The organism is Exiguobacterium acetylicum DSM 20416 (assembly GCF_000702605.1).
Classification (GTDB): Bacteria; Bacillota; Bacilli; order Exiguobacteriales; family Exiguobacteriaceae; genus Exiguobacterium_A; species Exiguobacterium_A acetylicum.
In genome coordinates, this window is record NZ_JNIR01000001.1 from 145,378 (window position 1) to 164,159 (window position 18,782).

Consider the following 18,782-nt stretch of genomic DNA (forward strand, 5'->3'; position numbering starts at 1 on the left):
TCTCGATTTCACATAAAAAAGACGACTCACGGGGAGTCGTCTTAGAAAAACGAGTTAAGGAAGCAAAAGTAGTTTTCCTGTGCTGCGTCGACTTTCTAAAAAGTCATGTGCTACTTTGCCATCAGATAATCTGAATGTTGTAGGAGAAGACAGGGTGAGATGATTGGATAGAATCCAATCAAATAATTCACCAGATCTACGGATTCGTTCTTCAGAAGATGTTAATACGTTCCAAAGTTCACCACCCGTCAATGTTTTGGACGTATCCATCAAGAAGCGAGGATCGACAGATACGGGATCGCCGCCTGCCATACCATAGAAGACAACAGTTCCATGGACTTTTGTCACATGGAAACTATCCATTAAGGTAGAACCAATGGATTCGTAGACCACATCAACCCCTTTACCAGAAGTTTGCGCGAGCACGTGCTCGACCCAGTTCTCGGAATATAAATAGACAGATTCACAGCCAGCAGTTTTAGCGATCTGTGCTTTCTCAGGAGAAGACGTCAATCCAATCGGAGTTGCCCCAAGCAAACGAATGAGCTGTGTCAAAAGCTGACCAACGCCACCGGCGGCTGCGTGCACTAAGACGACATCTCCCGGTTGGACATGGTAGCTATCACGAGTTAAGTAATGCGCTGTTAACCCTTGTAATAAGATAGAAGCTGCTGTTTCGTATGAGATATCGTCAGGAAGCGGAATCAATTTATCGACGGGTGCTACGACGTACTCAGCGTTCGCAAGCGGAATGTCCGCAAAAGCAACTCGTTGACCTACGTGGAACGTTGAAACAGCTGAACCAACCGCTGTGATGATGCCTGAACCTTCGTAACCTAAAATATAGGGGGGTTGTCCTTCCAAATGGTAGTTTCCTTTTCGGCGATAGATGTCTGCAAAATTCAGACCGATCGCTTTCATTTCAATCAGAACTTCCTGTTCAGTAATTGTTGGCGTTGGCACGTCTTCGAAGCGTAATACATCAGAACTCCCGAATTCGTGGAAAGTTAATGCCTTCATCTCAACACATCCTTCTTTTAAATCTGCTTTTAGTATAAGGCAGAACATCTGAAAATGATGGACAGATGCGTTACACTAGAAAAAAAGATGAAAGAAGGGACGTTATGAAACGTGTCTTAATGGGAGGAATTCGTTTTTATCAAAAAGTCATCTCTCCCATGAAACCAGCCACATGTCGATTCTATCCAACATGCTCCCATTACGGGATGGAGGCGATTGAACGTCATGGTGCGGTAAAAGGTAGTTATTTGACGACGCGTCGATTGTTACGGTGCCAACCGTTCCATCCAGGAGGCCTTGACTTCGTTCCAGAACCCGATCAATTTAGTTGGAAAGCACCGCTGCAACGGGAAAATCCACGGGAGAAGGCGGAAGAAACGAAGGAGTAAGTCATGTGAAGGTTCTCTCTTGTTTAATGAAGTAAGAACAAAAAAAGGGAAGTATGTTATCGGTAATTTCCGATAACATACTTCCCTTTTTGTTCTACTTACAGACGATCATAGTTTACCCGTTAAAAACTGTGCTTCGCCAAGACCGAAGCTCCAGTCGGCTGCATCATTTTCAACGATCGAAACCATCAAATCAGTCGGTGCGAGTCCACAGTTTGCTTGTAAGCGTTCGGCGAGTAATTGGTAGAGACGTTGTTTTTTCTCTTCCGTCCGCGTTTTACTCGTCACACTGATGAGGACGATATCTTTACTCCGTTCAAACCCAAGTCCTGTATCTTGAATGACCATCTCATGCGCTTTATGCGTGTGCACGATTTGATAACGATCGCGCTCCGGCACATCAAATGCTTCGACCATCGCATCGTGTGCGGTGTCGAGTAACGTTTTTAACTCTTCTTCTGAACGTCCTTCAATGACGTCGAATCGTAATAACGGCATGTGAAATCACTCCTTCACAAAATTATGTAGAGTAGGGGGAAAACCCTACTCATATATTACTCGAAGAATGGTTTGTATTGACGACGATCGTGCATGACAGACAACCATTGGACAGTCGAGAATTCTTCAAGTACCCACTCACCGTTGAAGCGACCGAGTCCTGAATCTTTTTCACCACCAAATGGCATATGTGGCTCATCGTTGACCGATTGATCGTTGATGTGAATCATACCTGTCTCGACTTCAAGCGCAAAGGCAGTCGCGCGTTCAATAGAAGAACCATGGACAGCGCCACTCAATCCGTATGGAAGTGAGTTCGCGATTTCGAGTGCCTCTTCATCCGTATCGAACGGGATGATGACAGCAACCGGTCCGAAGATTTCATTTTTAGCGAGTGGCATATCATTCGTAACACCAGTCACGACAGTAGGTGCGATGACGTTATCTTTTGCTTCGCCGCCGACACGAACGGTTGCACCCGCAGCTTTTGTTTTCTCGAGATCTTCAAGAATTCGTTCAACTTGTGATTGGTTGATGAGCGGTCCGACTCGTGTCCGCTCATGTGATGGATCACCGTATTGTAGCTCTTTTACACGAGCAACGTATTTCTCGACGAATTCATCATGAATCGAAGAAGCGACGAGAATTCGGTTCGTCGACATACAAATTTGACCTTGGTGATAGAACTTGCTGTAGACAGCAGATTCGACCGCGCGATCGAGATCAGCATCATCAAGTACGACGAAGACGTTGTTTCCGCCAAGTTCAAGCGCTGTTTTCTTTAGATGTTTACCAGCAAGTTCACCGATATGACGACCTACTTCAGTTGATCCTGTGAATGAAATTAAACGTGGTACAGGATGTTCGACGATAGCATCACCGATTTCTGAACCGCGACCGACGATGACATTCAAGACACCTTTTGGCAATCCAGCTTTTTCAAACAGACTAGCAAAAATCAATCCGCCTGAAACAGGTGTGTCCGTAGCTGGTTTAACAACGACTGCGTTCCCGATGGCAATAGCAGTAGCGATCGACCGCACAGCTAAGTGGAACGGGAAGTTCCATGGACTGATGACACCGATGACGCCAAGTGCTTTACGGTAGATCCGGTTTTCTTTACCTGGTACGACCGATGGACGAATTTCACCGTGCATCCGAAGTGGGAATGTCGCAGCTTCCTTGACGATCAAGACAGAAGCAAGGAATTCGCCTTCCGCTTTAATACGTGTACTTCCGGACTCTTTAATCAACCATTCGATGATCGTTTCTTTCTCCTCGTACAAGACTTTCAAGAAGTTTTCGATCAAGCCTTGGCGTTTTAAGGCAGGAACTTTCGCCCAGTCTTTTTGAGCGACTTGAGCCGCTTCATATGCGTCATCTAAATCTTGTTGGTTCGCGGCAGAGATCGTGAAGAGCTCTTCACCCGTGAAAGGATTCGTGTTCGTCATGTTGCTGTCACTTGCGCCTGTGCGCCACTGACCGTCAATATAAATTTTCGTGAAATCTGTATGCAATGTAGCTTCGTTTTGTTGAGCCATATCATTTCATCTCCCATTCGTTTTCATAACAATTAAGTTATTCACGTTATGAAAAGAAGTAAAACACATCCGTGCACTTCGACCAAACATATTGCTCAAAGTCAGTCAGTCAGATGGGTTTTAAAGCGCTCTAAATCAGGAAATCAATCAGTATAGTGCTATAAAAAGGAGGAATTTTATTTTGAAGAAGCTGAAAGTCCTGTCTCGAGAAATCAATTGGTGGTGGCCATTGTTATATGGTCTCATTGGGATTGGTTTGACGGGAATCGTGACGTGGTTAGATGTGTATATATCAGACTGGTTTCCAAAAGAGTGGCAAACGACACTTGGCTTAGCGCAGACAATCCATAGTTCGGTCTTTACCGGACTGCTCGCCATGATGACATTCACGTTCTCGACCATCCTGGTTGTATTGACGACCTATTCATCACAATTCTCACCTCGGACATTGCCTAATTTCATCGAGAATCGACAGGTGCAACACATCTTTGGCATATTCATTGGAGCGGTCAGTTACTCGATGACGATGCTCTTTTTCCTTCGTCCGGCTTTGAAGACGAGCGTCGTCGCTTCGACAGTAGCCGTTCTCGTCGTGTTGATATCGATCGTCGCATTCGTCGCATTCATTCATATCGTCAGCCAGTCGATTCGCGTGACGACATTACTCGATCGATTACACGAAGAAGGGAACGAATTATTGAAACGGCAAATCGGACATCTAGAATCGGGAGAACAAAAGATTACTGAGATTAAGAGGATAACAAATCATCCTTATATTATTCAGGCAACTCGAACCGGATATATTCAAGCAGTCGATTATGATGCTTTTGATCAGAAAGAACGCGTGTATATTCATCGAACCGTCGGCTCATTCGTAACAGAGGGAGAAGTCATCGGGCGGGCCACTTGCCGGGATATCAATGAAAGTATCTTGATTGGACCGACGAAATCTTCAGAACAGGATTTTGCATTCGTTCTTGAAAAATTAAGTGAAGTTGCTTTACGTGCGATTTCTCCAGGGATCAATGATCCAAATACAGCAAGACATGCGATTCGGATCATTGGTGACTTAATGCGACAGTATGCCGTAATACCAGATGGTGTGCTGGTTGTTGGCGAGGACAAGCAGCACGTCATCGTCCGGGAAACTTACCAACAATTGTTGTACACGACGTTTTATCAACTACGACATTACGGAGCAGAGGATATTTCGGTTCTCGCGACGATGCTCGAATCGCTTGGAACGATGAAGCGGCAAGCCTTACCTGCTCACTATGAAACCATTCAACGGTTCATCCCCTATATTTGTTCGGAAGTACGTTTTGAAACAATGAACGACTGGGATCGAGATTTTTTAAAAAATCAAATACATCGGGCGTTGAATGAAACTTTTGTCTCCCCTTCATCGTAATAAGGGCAAGAGAATCAAAAGAAGGGAGGGATAGAAAGTGACCATTTTGTTATGGAGTCTGATCGTCGTCTGTTTTCTAGTCGCTTTTGCAGGTCTCGTTTATCCGATCATCCCAAGTGCACCGATTTTAGTAGTGGGCTTTTTGATTTATGGATTCGGATTCGGGTTCTCTGAATTATCGATTAGTTTTTGGGTGATTCAAGCGATATTCATCATTCTCTTATTCACACTCGATTATCTCGTTAGCGCCTACACCGTCGATCGACGGGGAGGCTCACAAGCAGCTAAGATTGCGACGACAGTTGGATTGATTGCGGGACCATTTATTTTGCCAGGAATCGGATTATTAATTTTCCCGTTCGTCTTTGCCATCTTGACGGAAAAAATCATTAGTAAAAAGACATGGCAAACCTCGGTTTCAGTCGGGATCGGAACAGTCCTTGGTATCTTATCAAGTGCATTGTTAAAGGGAATCGCGATGTTACTCATGATCGTGATCTTTATTCTCTATGTCGTCTGATGAATTGAAATGATGTCTTCAAGTACACATTTTATGAAAGTTCCGTTATAGTATGAATATGAAAAAGTAGGGAAGCTTTGAAAGTTTGAAGCTTCTTTTTGCTGTAAACCACCAGATGCCTCGGCATCTGGCTTTATATTAATGGAGGTGAATCCCCTTTCTTCGGGGAAACGATTGGACAGTACACACTCAATGGAGACATTCGACACGACGACGATCATCATTCGACTACTCGTCATTGCACTACTCATCGTCTTAACCGCTTTTTTGTAGCTGCCGAATTTTCGGTCGTCAAAATGCGAATGTCTCGAATCGATCAGTTGATTACAGAAGGAAGCAAGACTGCGAAAGTGGCGAAGAGGCTACTTGAGAATTTGGATTATTATTTATCGGCCTGTCAACTTGGAATTACCGTGACAGCGCTTGGTCTCGGATGGTTAGGAGAATCAACGGTAGGTGCGATTCTCGGTATGTTGTTCGAAGAAATTGATATTCCGAACTCCGTCTCGACGATCATTTCGTTCGTTCTTGCATTCTCGATTGTAACGTTTCTTCATGTCGTACTTGGAGAGCTTGCTCCAAAATCTTTGGCGATTCAAAAAACGGAAGCCATCACGATGCTACTCGCGCCACCACTTTATTGGTTCGGTAAAATCATGAAACCTTTCATCTGGACATTGAACGGTTCAGCACGAATCATCCTTCGGTTATTTGGTGTCGAGCCAGCGGGACACGAAGAAGTCCATTCTGAAGAAGAGATTAAAATCATCATGACACAGAGTTATAAGAGTGGAGAAATCAACCAGACTGAGCTTTCCTACATGCAGAACATCTTCTCGTTCGATGAGCGGATCGCGAAAGATATCATGTTACCGCGGACGGACTTAATCACGATCTCGAACGATGCATCGATGGAGGACATCATTCGTCTCGTTGAAGAGTATCAGTTCACACGTTACCCAGTAGCGGAAGAAGGAGATAAGGATAAAATCCTTGGCTTCATCAATGCGAAACAATTATTTACGGATCATATGGCTAACAAAGGAAAAGCGTTAAGCTATTACATTCATAACTTGCCAATTGTATCTGAGTATTCTCCGCTTCAAGATGCCATGCTGAAAATGCAGGTCGAACGGACACCGATGGCACTCGTCATCGATGAGTACGGTGGTACGGCTGGTGTCATCACGATGGAAGACATCTTGGAAGAAATCGTCGGAGAAATACGAGATGAATTCGATAAGGATGAGAAAGCTGACATCGAGCAGATTCACGAACGATTATACCGGATTTCAGGACGCGTCTTGATTGATGATTTAAATGAGCGCTTTAACCTAGGAATTGAAGAAGAAGACATCGATACGATTGGTGGCTGGGTCATGGCACAGGATACGGAAGTATCGAGCGGTCAAGAATTCCGTTATCAGGCATACACGATCAAAGTCATGGAAGTCGATAATCATCAAGTGAAATCAATCTATCTTCAATTGCCTGATCCAGAAGAAACCGCAACAGAAGAGATCGGATAAGAAATAGAATGTGCAAGACGATGGACCTCGTGTTCATCGTCTTTTTTTGTCTACTAAAAGAAGGAATCAGCTAAGATGATAGACACCTCTTGTGTTTATCTCCTTCAGTGACGGGTATTACTGTCTATGTGGCAAAAAAAGCATTTTTTAATTCAACAGGAAAAGGGGTTTTTTATCATGTCAAACGTCATTCTTACTTCACGTGCATCTGCAGTTGGTGGTCGCGACGGGAAAGTCGCTTCAGACGATAACGTCATCAATCTCGATTTAGTTATGCCAGGAACAAAAGGCAAAGAAGACATTCCGACATCAAACCCGGAACAGTTATTCGCAGCAGGATATGCCGCTTGTTTTGATGGTGCCTACAACTTAATGGCGCGCCAAGCAAAAAAACGAGTCGAGACGCGGACGAATTCAGAAGTCAGCCTCTTACAGGATGAGGCGGATAACGGTGTAAAAATTGCAGCAAAACTCGTCGTCGAGGTCGTTGGCGTATCGCAAGAAGAAGCCGAAGACTTACTAGAGAAGACGCACAACTTCTGCCCGTACTCGAAAGCGACACGTGGCAACATTGATGTCGATCTTTCTGTTAAAGTCGTCGATTCATTGTGAGCATAAGCGACGAATCATAAGGAGGGTTTTCCATGGCACCGAAAGAAACCGATCGTCCAAATGAAGAGTTGGAAGATGAACGGGATCGACTGTCTGAAAAAGAACGGAAACTGACAGAGGAGCAACAAAAGGAAATCCTAAAAGGTAAAGACGAGATGCCAGATGATCCGGTCTCTCCTCGTGATCGTGGAGAAGATCAGATTTAAATCAAACAAATTGGGGGATGAATTACATGTCTAAAAAAGTAGCAGTTGTACTCGCCGATCATTTTGAAGATGTCGAATTCACTGGACCTGTTGATGCGTTAAAAGAAGCGGGGCACGAGATTACTGTCATTGGTGCCAAAAAAGGTGCGGAACTTGTTGGGAAGCAGGAAGAGGCGAAAGTAAATGTTGATCTCTCGATTGATGAGACTTCAGCAGCAGACTATGATGCTCTCCTGATTCCAGGCGGATTTTCACCGGATTTACTTCGAGAAGACGAGCGTTTTGTCTCATTCGTTGAAGAATTCGATATGTCGAAAAAACCGATTTTTTCGATCTGCCATGGACCACAATTGATGATTAACGCAAAAATCGTCAAAGGAAGAAAAATGACAGGTTATAAATCGATTCGAATTGATTTAGAGAATGCTGGTGTGGACTTTGCAGATGAAGAAGTTGTCGTCGACGATAACTTCGTCTCAAGCCGTCAACCGGACGATATTCCCGCATTCAATCGGGAAATCGTAGCCAAACTCGGCTAATACCATGAAACGAAAAAATCAGCACTGCAACGTTGCAGTGCTGATTTTTTATGGGTTCTCCGGATAATCACAGAGTTCTGTAATGACGCCGTGTGAATGCCGAGGATTCATATAAATCAGTCGTCGCCCGAATGGCGTCGTTCGGTACGTATCTTCTAAAAATGTTAATCCTTGTTGTTTTGCTTCTTCAATCGCTCGATCCAAATCCTCTACGCGATAAGCAATGTGATGGACACCTTTTCCGCGTTGTTTTAAAAAACGTGCGATCGGACTATCTGGACTTGTTGGCGTCAACAACTCGATGTGTGCATCATCGAACTCGATGACCGCGATATTGGAAGCAACACCAGGTGCGGGATTCGAGTACTCTCTTGTTAAGGTCCCTCCAAGCACGTTTGTATAAAATGAAATGGCTTCCTGCATGTCGCGAACAGCAATTCCAGTGTGGTCTAATTTCATATGATATCCTCCTTCTATTCGCTTCAGTTTCCCAAAAACACTTCAAAGTTGCAACGATGAGTTACCTTCCAAATGTTTCTATTACATAGAAGAAGAAAGATTTATTTAAAATGAAATATCACTGAAATATTATGGAAGAGGAATGAATGCTATAATCAAAAACGTTCTTATAAAAAAGAAAAACTATTACAGAATTTAAATTTAACTTAAATACTCTACGATAAATCATAAAACATACACTACAGAAAACGAGGGAATACTACATGAAAAAAACGTTCGCGTCGCTCATCGTTTCCGCACTGGTTCTTTCATCAGCACCTCATTTTGCAGCAGCTGACGATTTAAGTGAACAGAAAGCCAAAAACGAACAACAACAACAAGACAATGCTAAAAAGCAAAAAAACTTAGAGTCTTCTGTTAATCAAGAAGGTCAAAAAATCTCTAAAACACAACAAGAAGTCAATCGACTAGACGAAGCTTTGAACGAAAAAATCTTTGCTGTCGAAACAAAAGATCGTCAAATCAAAGCAACGGAACGTGAAATCGTTGAACTTGGAAAAGAAATCGAGAAATATAAAGCGAAACTAAAACGCCAAGAAAAATTACTTGGTGATCGTCTTCGTGTCATGCAAGAGAATGATGGAAACTCAATTAAATGGGAAGAAGTCATCTTTGGCTCTAAAAATGTTGGTGACCTCGTAAGCCGTGTCATGGCAGGGAAATCCATTTCAAAACAAGATGATAAAATGATCACGGATTATCAAAATACGCAAAAGCAATTAGCAGATGCGCAACAAAAAGTAAAAGAAAAGAAAGCACAGTTGGTCGTTGAGAAACAAGAATTAAAACGTCAACAAGCAGATCTTGAATCGCAATTAAAAGAGCGGAACAAACGCTTAAAAGAACTTCGTAAGAAAAAAGAAAAGTTCGAAACACAATTGATGGATGCAAAAGAAGTCCAGCAAATTCTAATTGCGCAAGAAAAAGCGATTGCTGCTGAAAAAGCAGCGCGTGAACGTGAAGCTCGAATTGAAAAAGAACGTCAAGCTCAAGCGGCACGTGAAGCGAAAGCACGCGCAGAAGCTGAAGCAGCACAAGCAGCAGCACAAAAAGCAGCAGAAGAGCAAGCCGCTAAAGAAGCAGCAGCTCAGCAAGCAGCACAAGAGAAAGCAGCACAATCGGCAAAACCTTCTGGTTCGACGAAGCAATCGGCACCAAAACCATCTACACCAGCACCAGCTGCGCCTGCTCCAGCGCCGTCAGCACCAGCTGCACCAAAACCAGCACCATCATCAGGTGGTCTGTTCATTCATCCAACTGCCGGAACTGTTACACAAGGGTATGGTTCTGCAGGTGGAGAGAACGGATATACGTTCCATAACGGAATTGACTTTGGTGGTCCAGTCGGTACGCCGATCGTGGCAGCTGCAACAGGTACAGTCATTACAGCATCAGGTGGCGGACCTTACGGAAATCATGTCATGATCGCTCACCAATTGAACGGGAAGACATATACGACAGTATATGCTCACATGAGTTCACTCAATACCCGTGCTGGTCAACGTGTCAGCCAAGGTCAACAAATTGGCGCGCTAGGTAGTACAGGAAATTCAACAGGACCACACCTACACTTCGAAATCCATGTCGGTGGGTATAGCTATAGTGCAACTGGTCCAGCTAACTCAGTCAATCCATTATCAATGCTTTAATCGTAAAAGAATCGTTGCGTATGCAACGGTTCTTTTTTTTGTCATTTTCAAAAAACAAATCATATATTACAAAAAACCGTTTTCATTTGAAATGTAAATGAAATTTTTTTGAAACGATTACGGTGCTATAATCTATTTCAGATATGAGAGAAACTTGAATACTATAATAAAATATGAAAAAACATAAGTGAGGAAAACGATATATGCTAAAAAAACTAATTTCTACCATTGTTTTAGGAGCATTACTTATAACAGGAACGCAACCGATTGCAGCAGCGACAATTAAAGAAAAAAAGGCTGAGAATGCCGCTGAACAACGTAAACTTGAAAAAGCAATCAAAAAACAAGAAGCTAAAATCTCAAAAGAGCAACGTCAAATCAATCAAATTGACGCAGCAATCAATGAAAAGATTTTCCAAGTCTCCGAAAAAAATAAACAAATTGAACAGTTGAACGTTCGAATCGATGAGTTAAAGGCAGACATCGTCCGTTACGAAGAAATGTTACAGAAACAGGAAGAACTACTCGGTGATCGTTTGCGTGTTTTCCAAGAAAACGATGGAAACTCGATTAAATGGGAAGAAGTCATTTTCGGATCGAAAGATTTAGGTGATTTATTTAGCCGTGTCATGGCGGGGAAAAAAATCGCTGAGCAAGACGATAAAATGATTTCGGATTACATCGCTACGCAACGAAAATTAGCAGAAGCAAAACAAGCGCTCGTTGAGAAAAAAGCGGAGCAAATGCAGGAAAAGAAAGTATTGATTGAACAAAAGAAAGCGTTAAAGCTTCAAATGAAAGAACGTAGTGCTACGCTGAAGAAATTACGAAAAGGGAAGACGAAGTTCACGACAGAACTGTTAGACGCAAAAGAACTTCAAGCGACTCTCGAAGCGCAAGAACGTGCAATTGCGGCAGCAAAGGCAGCCGCTAAAGCAGCGGCTGAAAAAGCAGCAGCGGAGAAAGCAGCAGCTGAAAAAGCCGCTAAAGCGAATGCTAAAGCAGCAAAACAAACAGGTAAGAGTTCGGAATCAACTGGTTCCGTTGCCCCGCCCGTTGTTTCGAGTGGAGGAAAATTCGTTCGACCGTCTTCTGGTGGAGTATCACAAGGATTCGGACCAGCAAGCGGTGCGAATGGTTACACGTTCCACAACGGTGTTGATTTCAGTGGTTCGGTCGGGTCTCCAATCGTCGCGGCAGCAGCTGGAACGGTCATCACAGCATCAGGTGGTGGACCTTACGGCAATCATGTCATGATCTCTCACTTCCTAGATGGACAAGTGTACACGACCGTCTACGCACATATGAGTTCATTATCGGTTCGTGCAGGGCAAACGGTCTCTCAAGGTCAGCAAGTCGGGACACTTGGTAGTACAGGAAATTCAACAGGACCACACTTACATTTCGAACTACATGTCGGAGGCTATCAATACAGTGCTTCTTCTCCTCTAAATGCAGTCAATCCATTGGCATATCTGTAATCAAAACGGGCTTCGGCTCGTTTTTTTTTCTTCTCTATGCTACAGTTAAGGCGAAACGAATACTTGAGCAACTAGGGGAGCTGGAGGAATCCGGCTGAGAGGAAAACCAATCTGTTTTCGACCCTATTACCTGAACTGGATAATACCAGCGTAGGAAAGTTGAGCCGAACGGATACCGGAATGCGTGTATAACGCTTTCGTATAGCGTCGACTGCTTTTTTACAGCGGTCGGCGCTTTTTTGTTGGTCACGACTCCCTTACATTGCTCGATGGGAAGGTGAAAAGAACATGAAACATGTACTGACGATTGCGGGATCCGACTCCGGTGGTGGAGCTGGGATTCAAGCAGATTTAAAAACATTTTCGGCTTTAGGCGTTTATGGAATGAGCGTACTGACAGCCGTCACAGCGCAAAATACGTTGGGAGTTCAAGCGGTGGAAGAGTTATCCCCAGAAATCGTAGATGCCCAGTTAACGTCGATTTTTTCAGACATTCGTGTCGATGCGATCAAAATCGGAATGGTCTCGAATGCGCAGACGATTCGTGTCATTGCTACACATCTCCGTAAACAAACAGTCCCTATTATATTAGATCCCGTCATGGTCGCTAAAGGCGGTCATGCCCTATTGCGGACGGAAGCTGAACAAGCATTGATTTCAGAACTTTTACCACTTGCGACTCTCGTCACACCGAATTTACCGGAAGCAGAACGTTTAACAGGACGATCGGTCACCAATCTAGAGGAAATGCGACTGGCGATGCATCAATTGGCTACACAGACAGGTGCAGTATTGCTAAAAGGTGGACATCTCTCAGGAGCTGCGACGGATTTGTTGTTTGATGGGGAAGTGGAACACCACTTCACATCGGAACGATTAGACAATCAACATACTCATGGTACTGGTTGTACCTTATCCGCAGCGATTGCAGCGCGGATGGCGCTTGGAGAAGATTTACAAGATAGTGTACGACAGGCGAAAAACTATGTCACGGAGGCAATTCGTCATGGATTTGCTCTCGGACAAGGTATTGGACCGACACATCATTTTCATTCACTTTGGAGGGATACACATGTTTACGACCATTCTTGAACACAAACCACTCATTCACCATCTGACGAACACGGTTACGATCAACGACTGCGCAAACGTCACACTCGCTGTTGGAGCATCCCCCGTCATGGCAGAAGACATTCGTGAAGTAGAAGAGATGGTTAGACTCGCGCAAGCTCTTGTCTTAAACATTGGTACGATCGATGCAGACATGCAAGCAGCTCAACGACTCGCAGTCCGTGAAGCGGGACGTTTGAATGTCCCAATCGTTCTTGATCCCGTAGGAGCAGGAGCAACGACATTACGTACTGCTTTTTCCAAAGAACTCATTGATCTCGGGTGTACGGTCATTAAAGGAAATGCTTCTGAAATCAAGACGTTACTTGGGGAAGACGGACGAACTAAGGGAGTCGATGCTGCGGGAGATGCAATTATGGATCGAGAAAGTATTCGCGTATTCGCTCGCAAACACAAATCTGTCCTCGTCGTGACAGGTCCGAACGACTACATTACGGATGGAACGCGCGAAATGGAATTACATGTAGGAACACCGCGTCTAGGAGACATCACGGGTACGGGCTGTATGACGGCCTCCTTGATTGCGAGCTTCCTCGGTGCAGGATATACGGCATTTGAGGCGGCTGTCCACGGGACATTTGTCATGGGAAAAGCAGGGGAACAAGCAGCCTCCGCGCAAGGTCTTGGTGATTTTAAACGAGAGTTGTTCAATGCCATCAGCCTTATGACGGAGCAAGACCTGGTGGAGGTGACAGAACGTGTCAATTGATTACTCCATCTATGCAGTGACGGATCGTCGGTACCATCCTGGAGTCGCGATCGATACGGTCGTTGAGGAAGCCATTTTAGGTGGTGCAACAATCGTGCAATTACGGGAAAAAACAGCGCAAGGAAAGGAATTCTTTGATCAGGCAGTTCGGTTGAAAACACTCACGGATCGCTATGATGTTCCTTTAATCATCAATGATCGGATTGATATCGCGTTACTCACCGGAGCTGGTTTGCATATCGGACAAGAAGACATTCCTTTAACCGCAGCACGTCGCCTTTTACCAGATGCTGTGATTGGCGTATCAGTAGCAACCGTTGCACAAGCGATTGAAGCAGAACGAGACGGAGCCTCTTATTTAGGGGTGGGTTCTCTATTTGCGACTTTATCCAAAGCGGACGCTGATTCCATGTCGCACACGATGCTTCAGGCGATTCGGGAAGCCGTACGATTACCTCTAATCGGTATTGGTGGAATCACAGCAACGAATGTCTCCTCTCTGCCCATCCCGCTGGAAGGGTATGCCGTCATCTCAGAGATTTTCGCTAAAGAAGATCGACAACTCGCTGCGCAGCAAATGACAGATGCTGTGCGAGAATGGTATCAATCACTTCAGAACAGGGTATAATCCGTTCAGAGGTGATTGTATTGAAATGGCAGACGATCCGTTTTCGCGGCTATTGGATTCGATATCGGTTAGAACCACAAATCATTCGAGTCGATAATCAGGGGATCTACCATCTAGGAAAAGTCTTATTTCCGCGTCCTAATCGTGTTTCCTATGAAATGGCCCTTTTATTGAAAGAAAAGTATGAAAGACGCTACAAACGTCCGTTGTATATTAAAACGAGCTCGATTGCGACGGAAATTTGGGGTCATACTCATTTAGATATTTATTACCGGGCACTTCTTCGTCTACCGATTCCGACGCGACTTCGTCAACGTTATACGAACCGATTAGAAAGCACGAAAATCATTGATATCGGCGTACGCGCTGTCGACCAAAATCGAATTGTCTGGGATATCGGAGATTACGTAGGAGGATGGTTCGTGTTTTGGCTCATTCGCAGACGAATGCGCTGAACTTGCAATGTCCCGTTTCTCGTGGTGCAATATAGGTAGAAACGAGGTGACAGACATGGACATTCCCCGTTGTGAAACGATTGCGATTGACGAACAGCGTGCGTCTGAAATCGGACGAATCGTGGATACGATTCCGACGCTTGAAATCGGAAAGCTATTTAAGATTCTTTCGGATGCGACACGACTGCGAATCGTTTATGCGTTGACGATCGAAGAAGAACTATGCGTTTGTGATGTCTCAGCCTCTGTCGACTGTTCGATCGCGACAGCGTCGCATCATCTTCGGTCTTTGTTGAAACAAGGACTCGTCAAGTTCCGAAAAGAAGGAAAAGTCGTCTATTATTCCTTAGATGATCATCATGTATCATCGCTTGTGCATATGGTGATGGAACATGTACAAGAGGGAAAAGCAATGCCTGAATAAATCTTTAGAATAAACGAAAAGCGCAGCCGAAGCTGCGCTTTTCGTTTATTCTAAAGACGATTGTTCTGATCCCTTAGGAGCGAAGCGGTGGAAGAAAAAGACCGTGGCACTAATTAATAAAAAGGACAGGATGGAGAGAGCAAGACACATCCATTTATATGTAGCGATTAAAGAATCTGATTGTTGTAATTTGGCTTGAAGCGTTTTATACAAATCATCTTTCACACGGGATAAGTCTTCGAGAATCGTTTGAGTCGTCTGAGTCGACTGTCTAGCAAGACGTTTTGCGGCTGTTGGACTTTGACGTTCATAGACAACAAACACGCGTTCAATCTCGGACTCCCAGACATTGTTGCGGCGAAGGAGATCTTTAATCGTCCCTGGGGTAGTCGACGATTGGTTCAGACTATTGCGCAAATCATGAATTTTAGACGTTGAAAAGTAATATTGTTCGATATAACGATTATCTTCATACAATAAGAGACCACGAACCGCATTGGCACGATCTCGATTGTGTTCGACCAACTGATCTACCTGATTGATTAAAGGTATATTATGATCCTTCATTTGCTCGGTCATCGTTGCAATCGTCCGATAACCGGATAACGCATAGATGATCGGGATAGAGGCGAATAAGCTGACCAAGAAAATCAGCAGAATACGCTGACGCCAAAGAGAGTGCATGCAATCATTCCTTTAAATAAAAGACTTGTCATAAGCTTAACTACTATCGTAAAAAAAGTGAAGCCTGTCTATTTTTTGAATAGGGATAATGACTGAAAAAGTGAATAATACTAATAAAAAAGCAGGAAAGATGATGCAGTACGAGAAGCTGTTTTAAGAAGATAAAAAAAGCACAGCTAAGCTGCGCTTGGTGTTAAAACGAATACGAATGTTCCTTGTAATTGCCGAAGACAGTGTGGATTTCCGAGAATGTAACGAATGCATTCGGTTCGACAGAAGAGACGATTTCTTGCAAACGGACGATTTCGTTATTTTGAACGACGACATAGACCATTTTTTTCGTTCGGTTGGAGTATCCCCCACGTGCATCAAGAATCGTGACGCCACGTCCGAGTTCTTTTGTGATGACTTCATTGATTTCATCTGCTTTCTCACAAATGATAATACATTGCTTAGAAGCAGAATAGAAACTGTAAACCGTCTGAAGGGCTTTGGCGCGAACAAAGCTCATGATGAGAGCGTACATAACATGTTTAAGATCAAAGACCCACCATACTAGGATGTAGATGACAAGATCTTGCATCAGAAATATACGAGGAAGTGGCCAGTTATGAAAACGAGCAAAGAAAAATTTTCCAAGAATATCAAGCCCTCCAGTTGAAGCACCACCGAAGAAGATCAATGCCATTGCGAGACCAGAAACTAGACCAGCAAAGATAGAAGCGACGAGCGGATCATTTAGAGATTCCGGAACGATTTGAGTCGGAATCCAGTCAATTAAAAAGGAAGAAGCAATGACGATAATTCCAGATAAGAACATGAATCGTTTGCGCAGGAAACGGAAACCTAAAAGGAAGAGGGGAATGTTTAAGAGCAATTGCGTTAATCCGATTGGCGTGTGGAAGAGCTCTTGAATAATGAGCGTGATCCCCATGATACCACCTGATCCGATATCATTTGGAGATAGTAGTAGGCTGATGTAAAGGGAATACAGCAACGTACCAATGATTAAGAAACTGATTTTTTCAACTCTCTTTTTCTGTGGGTGTGTTGTAGTCATGGCAATATGATGAGTGACCTCATGCTCCTCCTTCTGTGAGTATCTGCCTGCAAGAGTACGCTCATATGCATAAAATTTCAACCCTTCTTATGAAAAAAAAGATGAAAAAGGGTACGTTTTTTTAGGAAGGTGATGAAAATGAAGAAAATGTTATGGATTCTTGGTTGTATCTGCTTAGGAATACTAGTTGGAATTCGTCTTTTTGAACAACCCAATGAAAAAAATCAATCATCCATTTGGCATGATGGTGATCTTGTAGCGAGACAAGTGGGGGCCTCGATGACGAATACGGTAGCGGTTCGTCAACTAGCCGAACAACTTCCGTTCTCATCAGAATTAAAACAGGTAGATGTTGAAGGAGAATCGTTACGTCTTGCCTATGAAGTGACAGGAAAAGAGCGACAAGCTTGGATCGGTACCGATACCGGGACACTACAAGTGAATCAGGATTTTTTAAAGGCTCGATTATCTAAAGTTCTGATGCATCATACGCTTGTTTTATTTTCAACGATTCCTGATTTAACTGACCTAGAAATTCACTACACGGATCCGTATTCAGGTGCAGATTTTACGATGGACCGGAAAACATTCGACGCCTATACTCCGACCGATATCGAACGAGCTACTTCGTCTTCTAGACGCTTTAATCGTGTCGTCATTGATGGCTATGTGCTTGATGAATCAAGACGAAATACTTTCTTTGAACGCTTCGCATCACGACTACGAATTCAAACTAATTAGTTGTATAAAGCAAGAAAAGGCATTTTTCACAATCTCGACACAATGATATCGTTTACATCTCGTTCTTTTATAAAAACGATAAAACAGGTCTATTCAATACTTGAACATCTTTTAAGATGGAAGTATGATAATAAATGAACAAACATTGTGAAGTGTTGAACAAAAGAAAGAGAGGTTTCTACGATGAACGAGGTAGAAGCATTAGAAGGATTACGGAATAAAGCAATCAAGTCGACGCGCATGCTACAAATGCGTCCTCTCGAGTACTTAGTTCGTGCCATGCTAGCGGGGATTTTCATTGGATTTGCAATTATTTTTACCTTAAAAGCAATTAACGGTCTATATATGGCGGAGTCACCTGTTGCGACACTTGTCGGTGGACTGACCTTCGGAGTGGCACTTGTCTTGATCGTTTACGGTGGGGCAGAGCTGTTTACAGGAAATACGATGTATTTCACGACGGCGACGATGCGCGGCTATACGACGAAGATGGATACGATGAAGGTCTGGTTAATCTGTCTAATCGGAAATGGACTTGGAGGATTAGCGTTTGCGCTACTCTTTTCCCAAACAGGAATCATACAAGAGCTTGGTATGAACAATTGGTTGTTTGCGGTATCGGAAACGAAAATTCATCATACGACGTGGGAAATCTTCACGCGGGCAATCTTCTGTAACTGGATGGTCTGTTTAGCGATTTTCATTCCAAAGAATATGAAGAATGAGTTGGCGCAAATCATGATGATGATGGTACTTGTTGCAGTATTCTTTGCTTCTGGATTTGATCACGTCATCGCCAATATGGCATTGTTCTCCATTGCGTTAGTCGTACCACATCCGGATACGATCACATTTGCCGGAGCGATGCATAACCTGTTGCCAGCTTTAGCCGGTAACATCATTGGTGGAGCAGTCTTCATGGGAATGATTTATACGTGGCTGAATAAAGAAAAATTAGAAGTAGATGAATCACGTCAATCCACGACACCTGTTCATATTGCTTCGAAACAAAATGCATAATCAAAAAGCAGCTGTC

The 18,782-nt window shown here is 43.7% G+C and carries 21 protein-coding genes, 1 pseudogene and 1 riboswitch; of the genes and pseudogenes, 16 read left to right on the plus strand and 6 right to left on the minus strand.

Features of this window, described 5'->3' with window-relative positions:
• Positions 1 to 54: 54 nt before the first annotated feature.
• Positions 55 to 1,020, minus strand: coding sequence for a quinone oxidoreductase family protein (locus P401_RS0100695; protein ID WP_029340805.1), 966 nt, complete (start codon positions 1,018 to 1,020; stop codon positions 55 to 57).
• A gap of 104 nt (positions 1,021 to 1,124) precedes the next feature.
• On the opposite strand from P401_RS0100695, the gene yidD reads away from it, so the two are divergent.
• Entirely contained in the window at positions 1,125 to 1,409 is a 285-nt protein-coding gene (yidD, locus tag P401_RS0100700) for a membrane protein insertion efficiency factor YidD (RefSeq protein WP_023467166.1), read from the plus strand.
• Positions 1,410 to 1,517: 108 nt separating this feature from the next.
• On the opposite strand, the gene P401_RS0100705 is transcribed toward yidD, so the two are convergent.
• On the minus strand, positions 1,518 to 1,907 hold the full coding sequence (locus tag P401_RS0100705) for a tautomerase family protein (protein WP_029340806.1): 390 nt from the start codon (positions 1,905 to 1,907) through the stop codon (positions 1,518 to 1,520).
• Between the two features lie 56 nt (positions 1,908 to 1,963).
• Positions 1,964 to 3,448: an aldehyde dehydrogenase family protein gene (locus P401_RS0100710; RefSeq protein WP_081834679.1), complete on the minus strand. Its 1,485-nt coding sequence runs from the start codon at positions 3,446 to 3,448 to the stop codon at positions 1,964 to 1,966.
• Between the two features lie 181 nt (positions 3,449 to 3,629).
• On the opposite strand from P401_RS0100710, the gene P401_RS0100715 reads away from it, so the two are divergent.
• The 6 genes and pseudogenes from P401_RS0100715 (at position 3,630) to P401_RS0100740 (ending at position 8,265) form a co-directional block, all read left to right on the plus strand.
• Positions 3,630 to 4,859 carry a DUF2254 domain-containing protein gene (locus tag P401_RS0100715; RefSeq protein WP_029340808.1) on the plus strand — a complete coding sequence of 410 codons (1,230 nt, stop codon included), beginning with the start codon at positions 3,630 to 3,632 and terminating at the stop codon, positions 4,857 to 4,859.
• Positions 4,860 to 4,896: 37 nt separating this feature from the next.
• A complete protein-coding gene (locus P401_RS0100720; protein ID WP_023467174.1) occupies positions 4,897 to 5,379 on the plus strand; it encodes a DUF456 domain-containing protein in 483 nt (160 codons plus the stop codon).
• 192 nt (positions 5,380 to 5,571) lie between these two features.
• A pseudogene (locus P401_RS17410) lies at positions 5,572 to 6,908 on the plus strand (hemolysin family protein).
• A 177-nt stretch (positions 6,909 to 7,085) separates the two neighbouring features.
• Positions 7,086 to 7,520, plus strand: coding sequence for an organic hydroperoxide resistance protein (locus P401_RS0100730; RefSeq protein ID WP_023467178.1), 435 nt, complete (start codon positions 7,086 to 7,088; stop codon positions 7,518 to 7,520).
• A 32-nt stretch (positions 7,521 to 7,552) separates the two neighbouring features.
• Complete coding sequence (locus P401_RS18645; RefSeq protein ID WP_169738093.1) at positions 7,553 to 7,726, plus strand: hypothetical protein; 174 nt, start codon at positions 7,553 to 7,555, stop codon at positions 7,724 to 7,726.
• Positions 7,727 to 7,752: 26 nt separating this feature from the next.
• The gene (locus P401_RS0100740) at positions 7,753 to 8,265 is read left to right on the plus strand and encodes a type 1 glutamine amidotransferase domain-containing protein (protein ID WP_029340809.1); all 513 of its coding nucleotides are present in this window, start codon (positions 7,753 to 7,755) and stop codon (positions 8,263 to 8,265) included.
• A 48-nt stretch (positions 8,266 to 8,313) separates the two neighbouring features.
• Here the strand turns inward: P401_RS0100740 and mce are convergent, their stop codons facing one another.
• The gene (gene mce, locus P401_RS0100745; RefSeq protein WP_029340810.1) at positions 8,314 to 8,724 is read right to left on the minus strand and encodes a methylmalonyl-CoA epimerase; all 411 of its coding nucleotides are present in this window, start codon (positions 8,722 to 8,724) and stop codon (positions 8,314 to 8,316) included.
• A 263-nt stretch (positions 8,725 to 8,987) separates the two neighbouring features.
• Between mce and P401_RS0100750 the strand changes: the two genes are divergently transcribed.
• The 7 genes from P401_RS0100750 (at position 8,988) to P401_RS0100780 (ending at position 15,261) form a co-directional block, all read left to right on the plus strand.
• Complete coding sequence (locus tag P401_RS0100750; RefSeq protein WP_029340811.1) at positions 8,988 to 10,433, plus strand: murein hydrolase activator EnvC family protein; 1,446 nt, start codon at positions 8,988 to 8,990, stop codon at positions 10,431 to 10,433.
• A 203-nt stretch (positions 10,434 to 10,636) separates the two neighbouring features.
• Complete coding sequence (locus tag P401_RS0100755) at positions 10,637 to 11,914, plus strand: murein hydrolase activator EnvC family protein (RefSeq protein ID WP_029340812.1); 1,278 nt, start codon at positions 10,637 to 10,639, stop codon at positions 11,912 to 11,914.
• A gap of 63 nt (positions 11,915 to 11,977) precedes the next feature.
• Positions 11,978 to 12,088: riboswitch (TPP riboswitch) on the plus strand.
• Positions 12,089 to 12,202: 114 nt separating this feature from the next.
• Positions 12,203 to 13,006 (plus strand): bifunctional hydroxymethylpyrimidine kinase/phosphomethylpyrimidine kinase, encoded by an 804-nt coding sequence (gene thiD / locus P401_RS0100760; RefSeq protein ID WP_029340813.1) that lies wholly within the window; start codon positions 12,203 to 12,205, stop codon positions 13,004 to 13,006.
• Positions 12,987 to 13,754 (plus strand): hydroxyethylthiazole kinase, encoded by a 768-nt coding sequence (gene thiM, locus P401_RS0100765; RefSeq protein WP_029340814.1) that lies wholly within the window; start codon positions 12,987 to 12,989, stop codon positions 13,752 to 13,754. Before thiD ends, thiM begins: the two co-directional genes overlap by 20 nt.
• Positions 13,744 to 14,382 carry a thiamine phosphate synthase gene (gene thiE, locus P401_RS0100770; protein WP_034785894.1) on the plus strand — a complete coding sequence of 213 codons (639 nt, stop codon included), beginning with the start codon at positions 13,744 to 13,746 and terminating at the stop codon, positions 14,380 to 14,382. The genes thiM and thiE overlap by 11 nt, the downstream gene beginning before the upstream one ends.
• 11 nt (positions 14,383 to 14,393) lie before the next feature.
• On the plus strand, positions 14,394 to 14,837 hold the full coding sequence (locus tag P401_RS0100775; RefSeq protein WP_231925690.1) for a hypothetical protein: 444 nt from the start codon (positions 14,394 to 14,396) through the stop codon (positions 14,835 to 14,837).
• 55 nt (positions 14,838 to 14,892) lie between these two features.
• The gene (locus tag P401_RS0100780; RefSeq protein ID WP_029340817.1) at positions 14,893 to 15,261 is read left to right on the plus strand and encodes an ArsR/SmtB family transcription factor; all 369 of its coding nucleotides are present in this window, start codon (positions 14,893 to 14,895) and stop codon (positions 15,259 to 15,261) included.
• A gap of 45 nt (positions 15,262 to 15,306) precedes the next feature.
• Here the strand turns inward: P401_RS0100780 and P401_RS0100785 are convergent, their stop codons facing one another.
• Entirely contained in the window at positions 15,307 to 15,945 is a 639-nt protein-coding gene (locus P401_RS0100785) for a CHASE3 domain-containing protein (RefSeq protein WP_029340818.1), read from the minus strand.
• 193 nt (positions 15,946 to 16,138) lie between these two features.
• Entirely contained in the window at positions 16,139 to 17,005 is an 867-nt protein-coding gene (locus P401_RS0100790; protein WP_029340819.1) for a YitT family protein, read from the minus strand.
• Positions 17,006 to 17,284: 279 nt separating this feature from the next.
• On the opposite strand from P401_RS0100790, the gene P401_RS0100795 reads away from it, so the two are divergent.
• Both P401_RS0100795 and P401_RS0100800 read left to right on the plus strand, forming a co-directional pair.
• Positions 17,285 to 17,746: a hypothetical protein gene (locus tag P401_RS0100795; protein WP_152548162.1), complete on the plus strand. Its 462-nt coding sequence runs from the start codon at positions 17,285 to 17,287 to the stop codon at positions 17,744 to 17,746.
• Positions 17,747 to 17,929: 183 nt separating this feature from the next.
• Positions 17,930 to 18,766: a formate/nitrite transporter family protein gene (locus P401_RS0100800; RefSeq protein WP_029340821.1), complete on the plus strand. Its 837-nt coding sequence runs from the start codon at positions 17,930 to 17,932 to the stop codon at positions 18,764 to 18,766.
• The last annotated feature ends 16 nt before the right edge of the window (positions 18,767 to 18,782 follow it).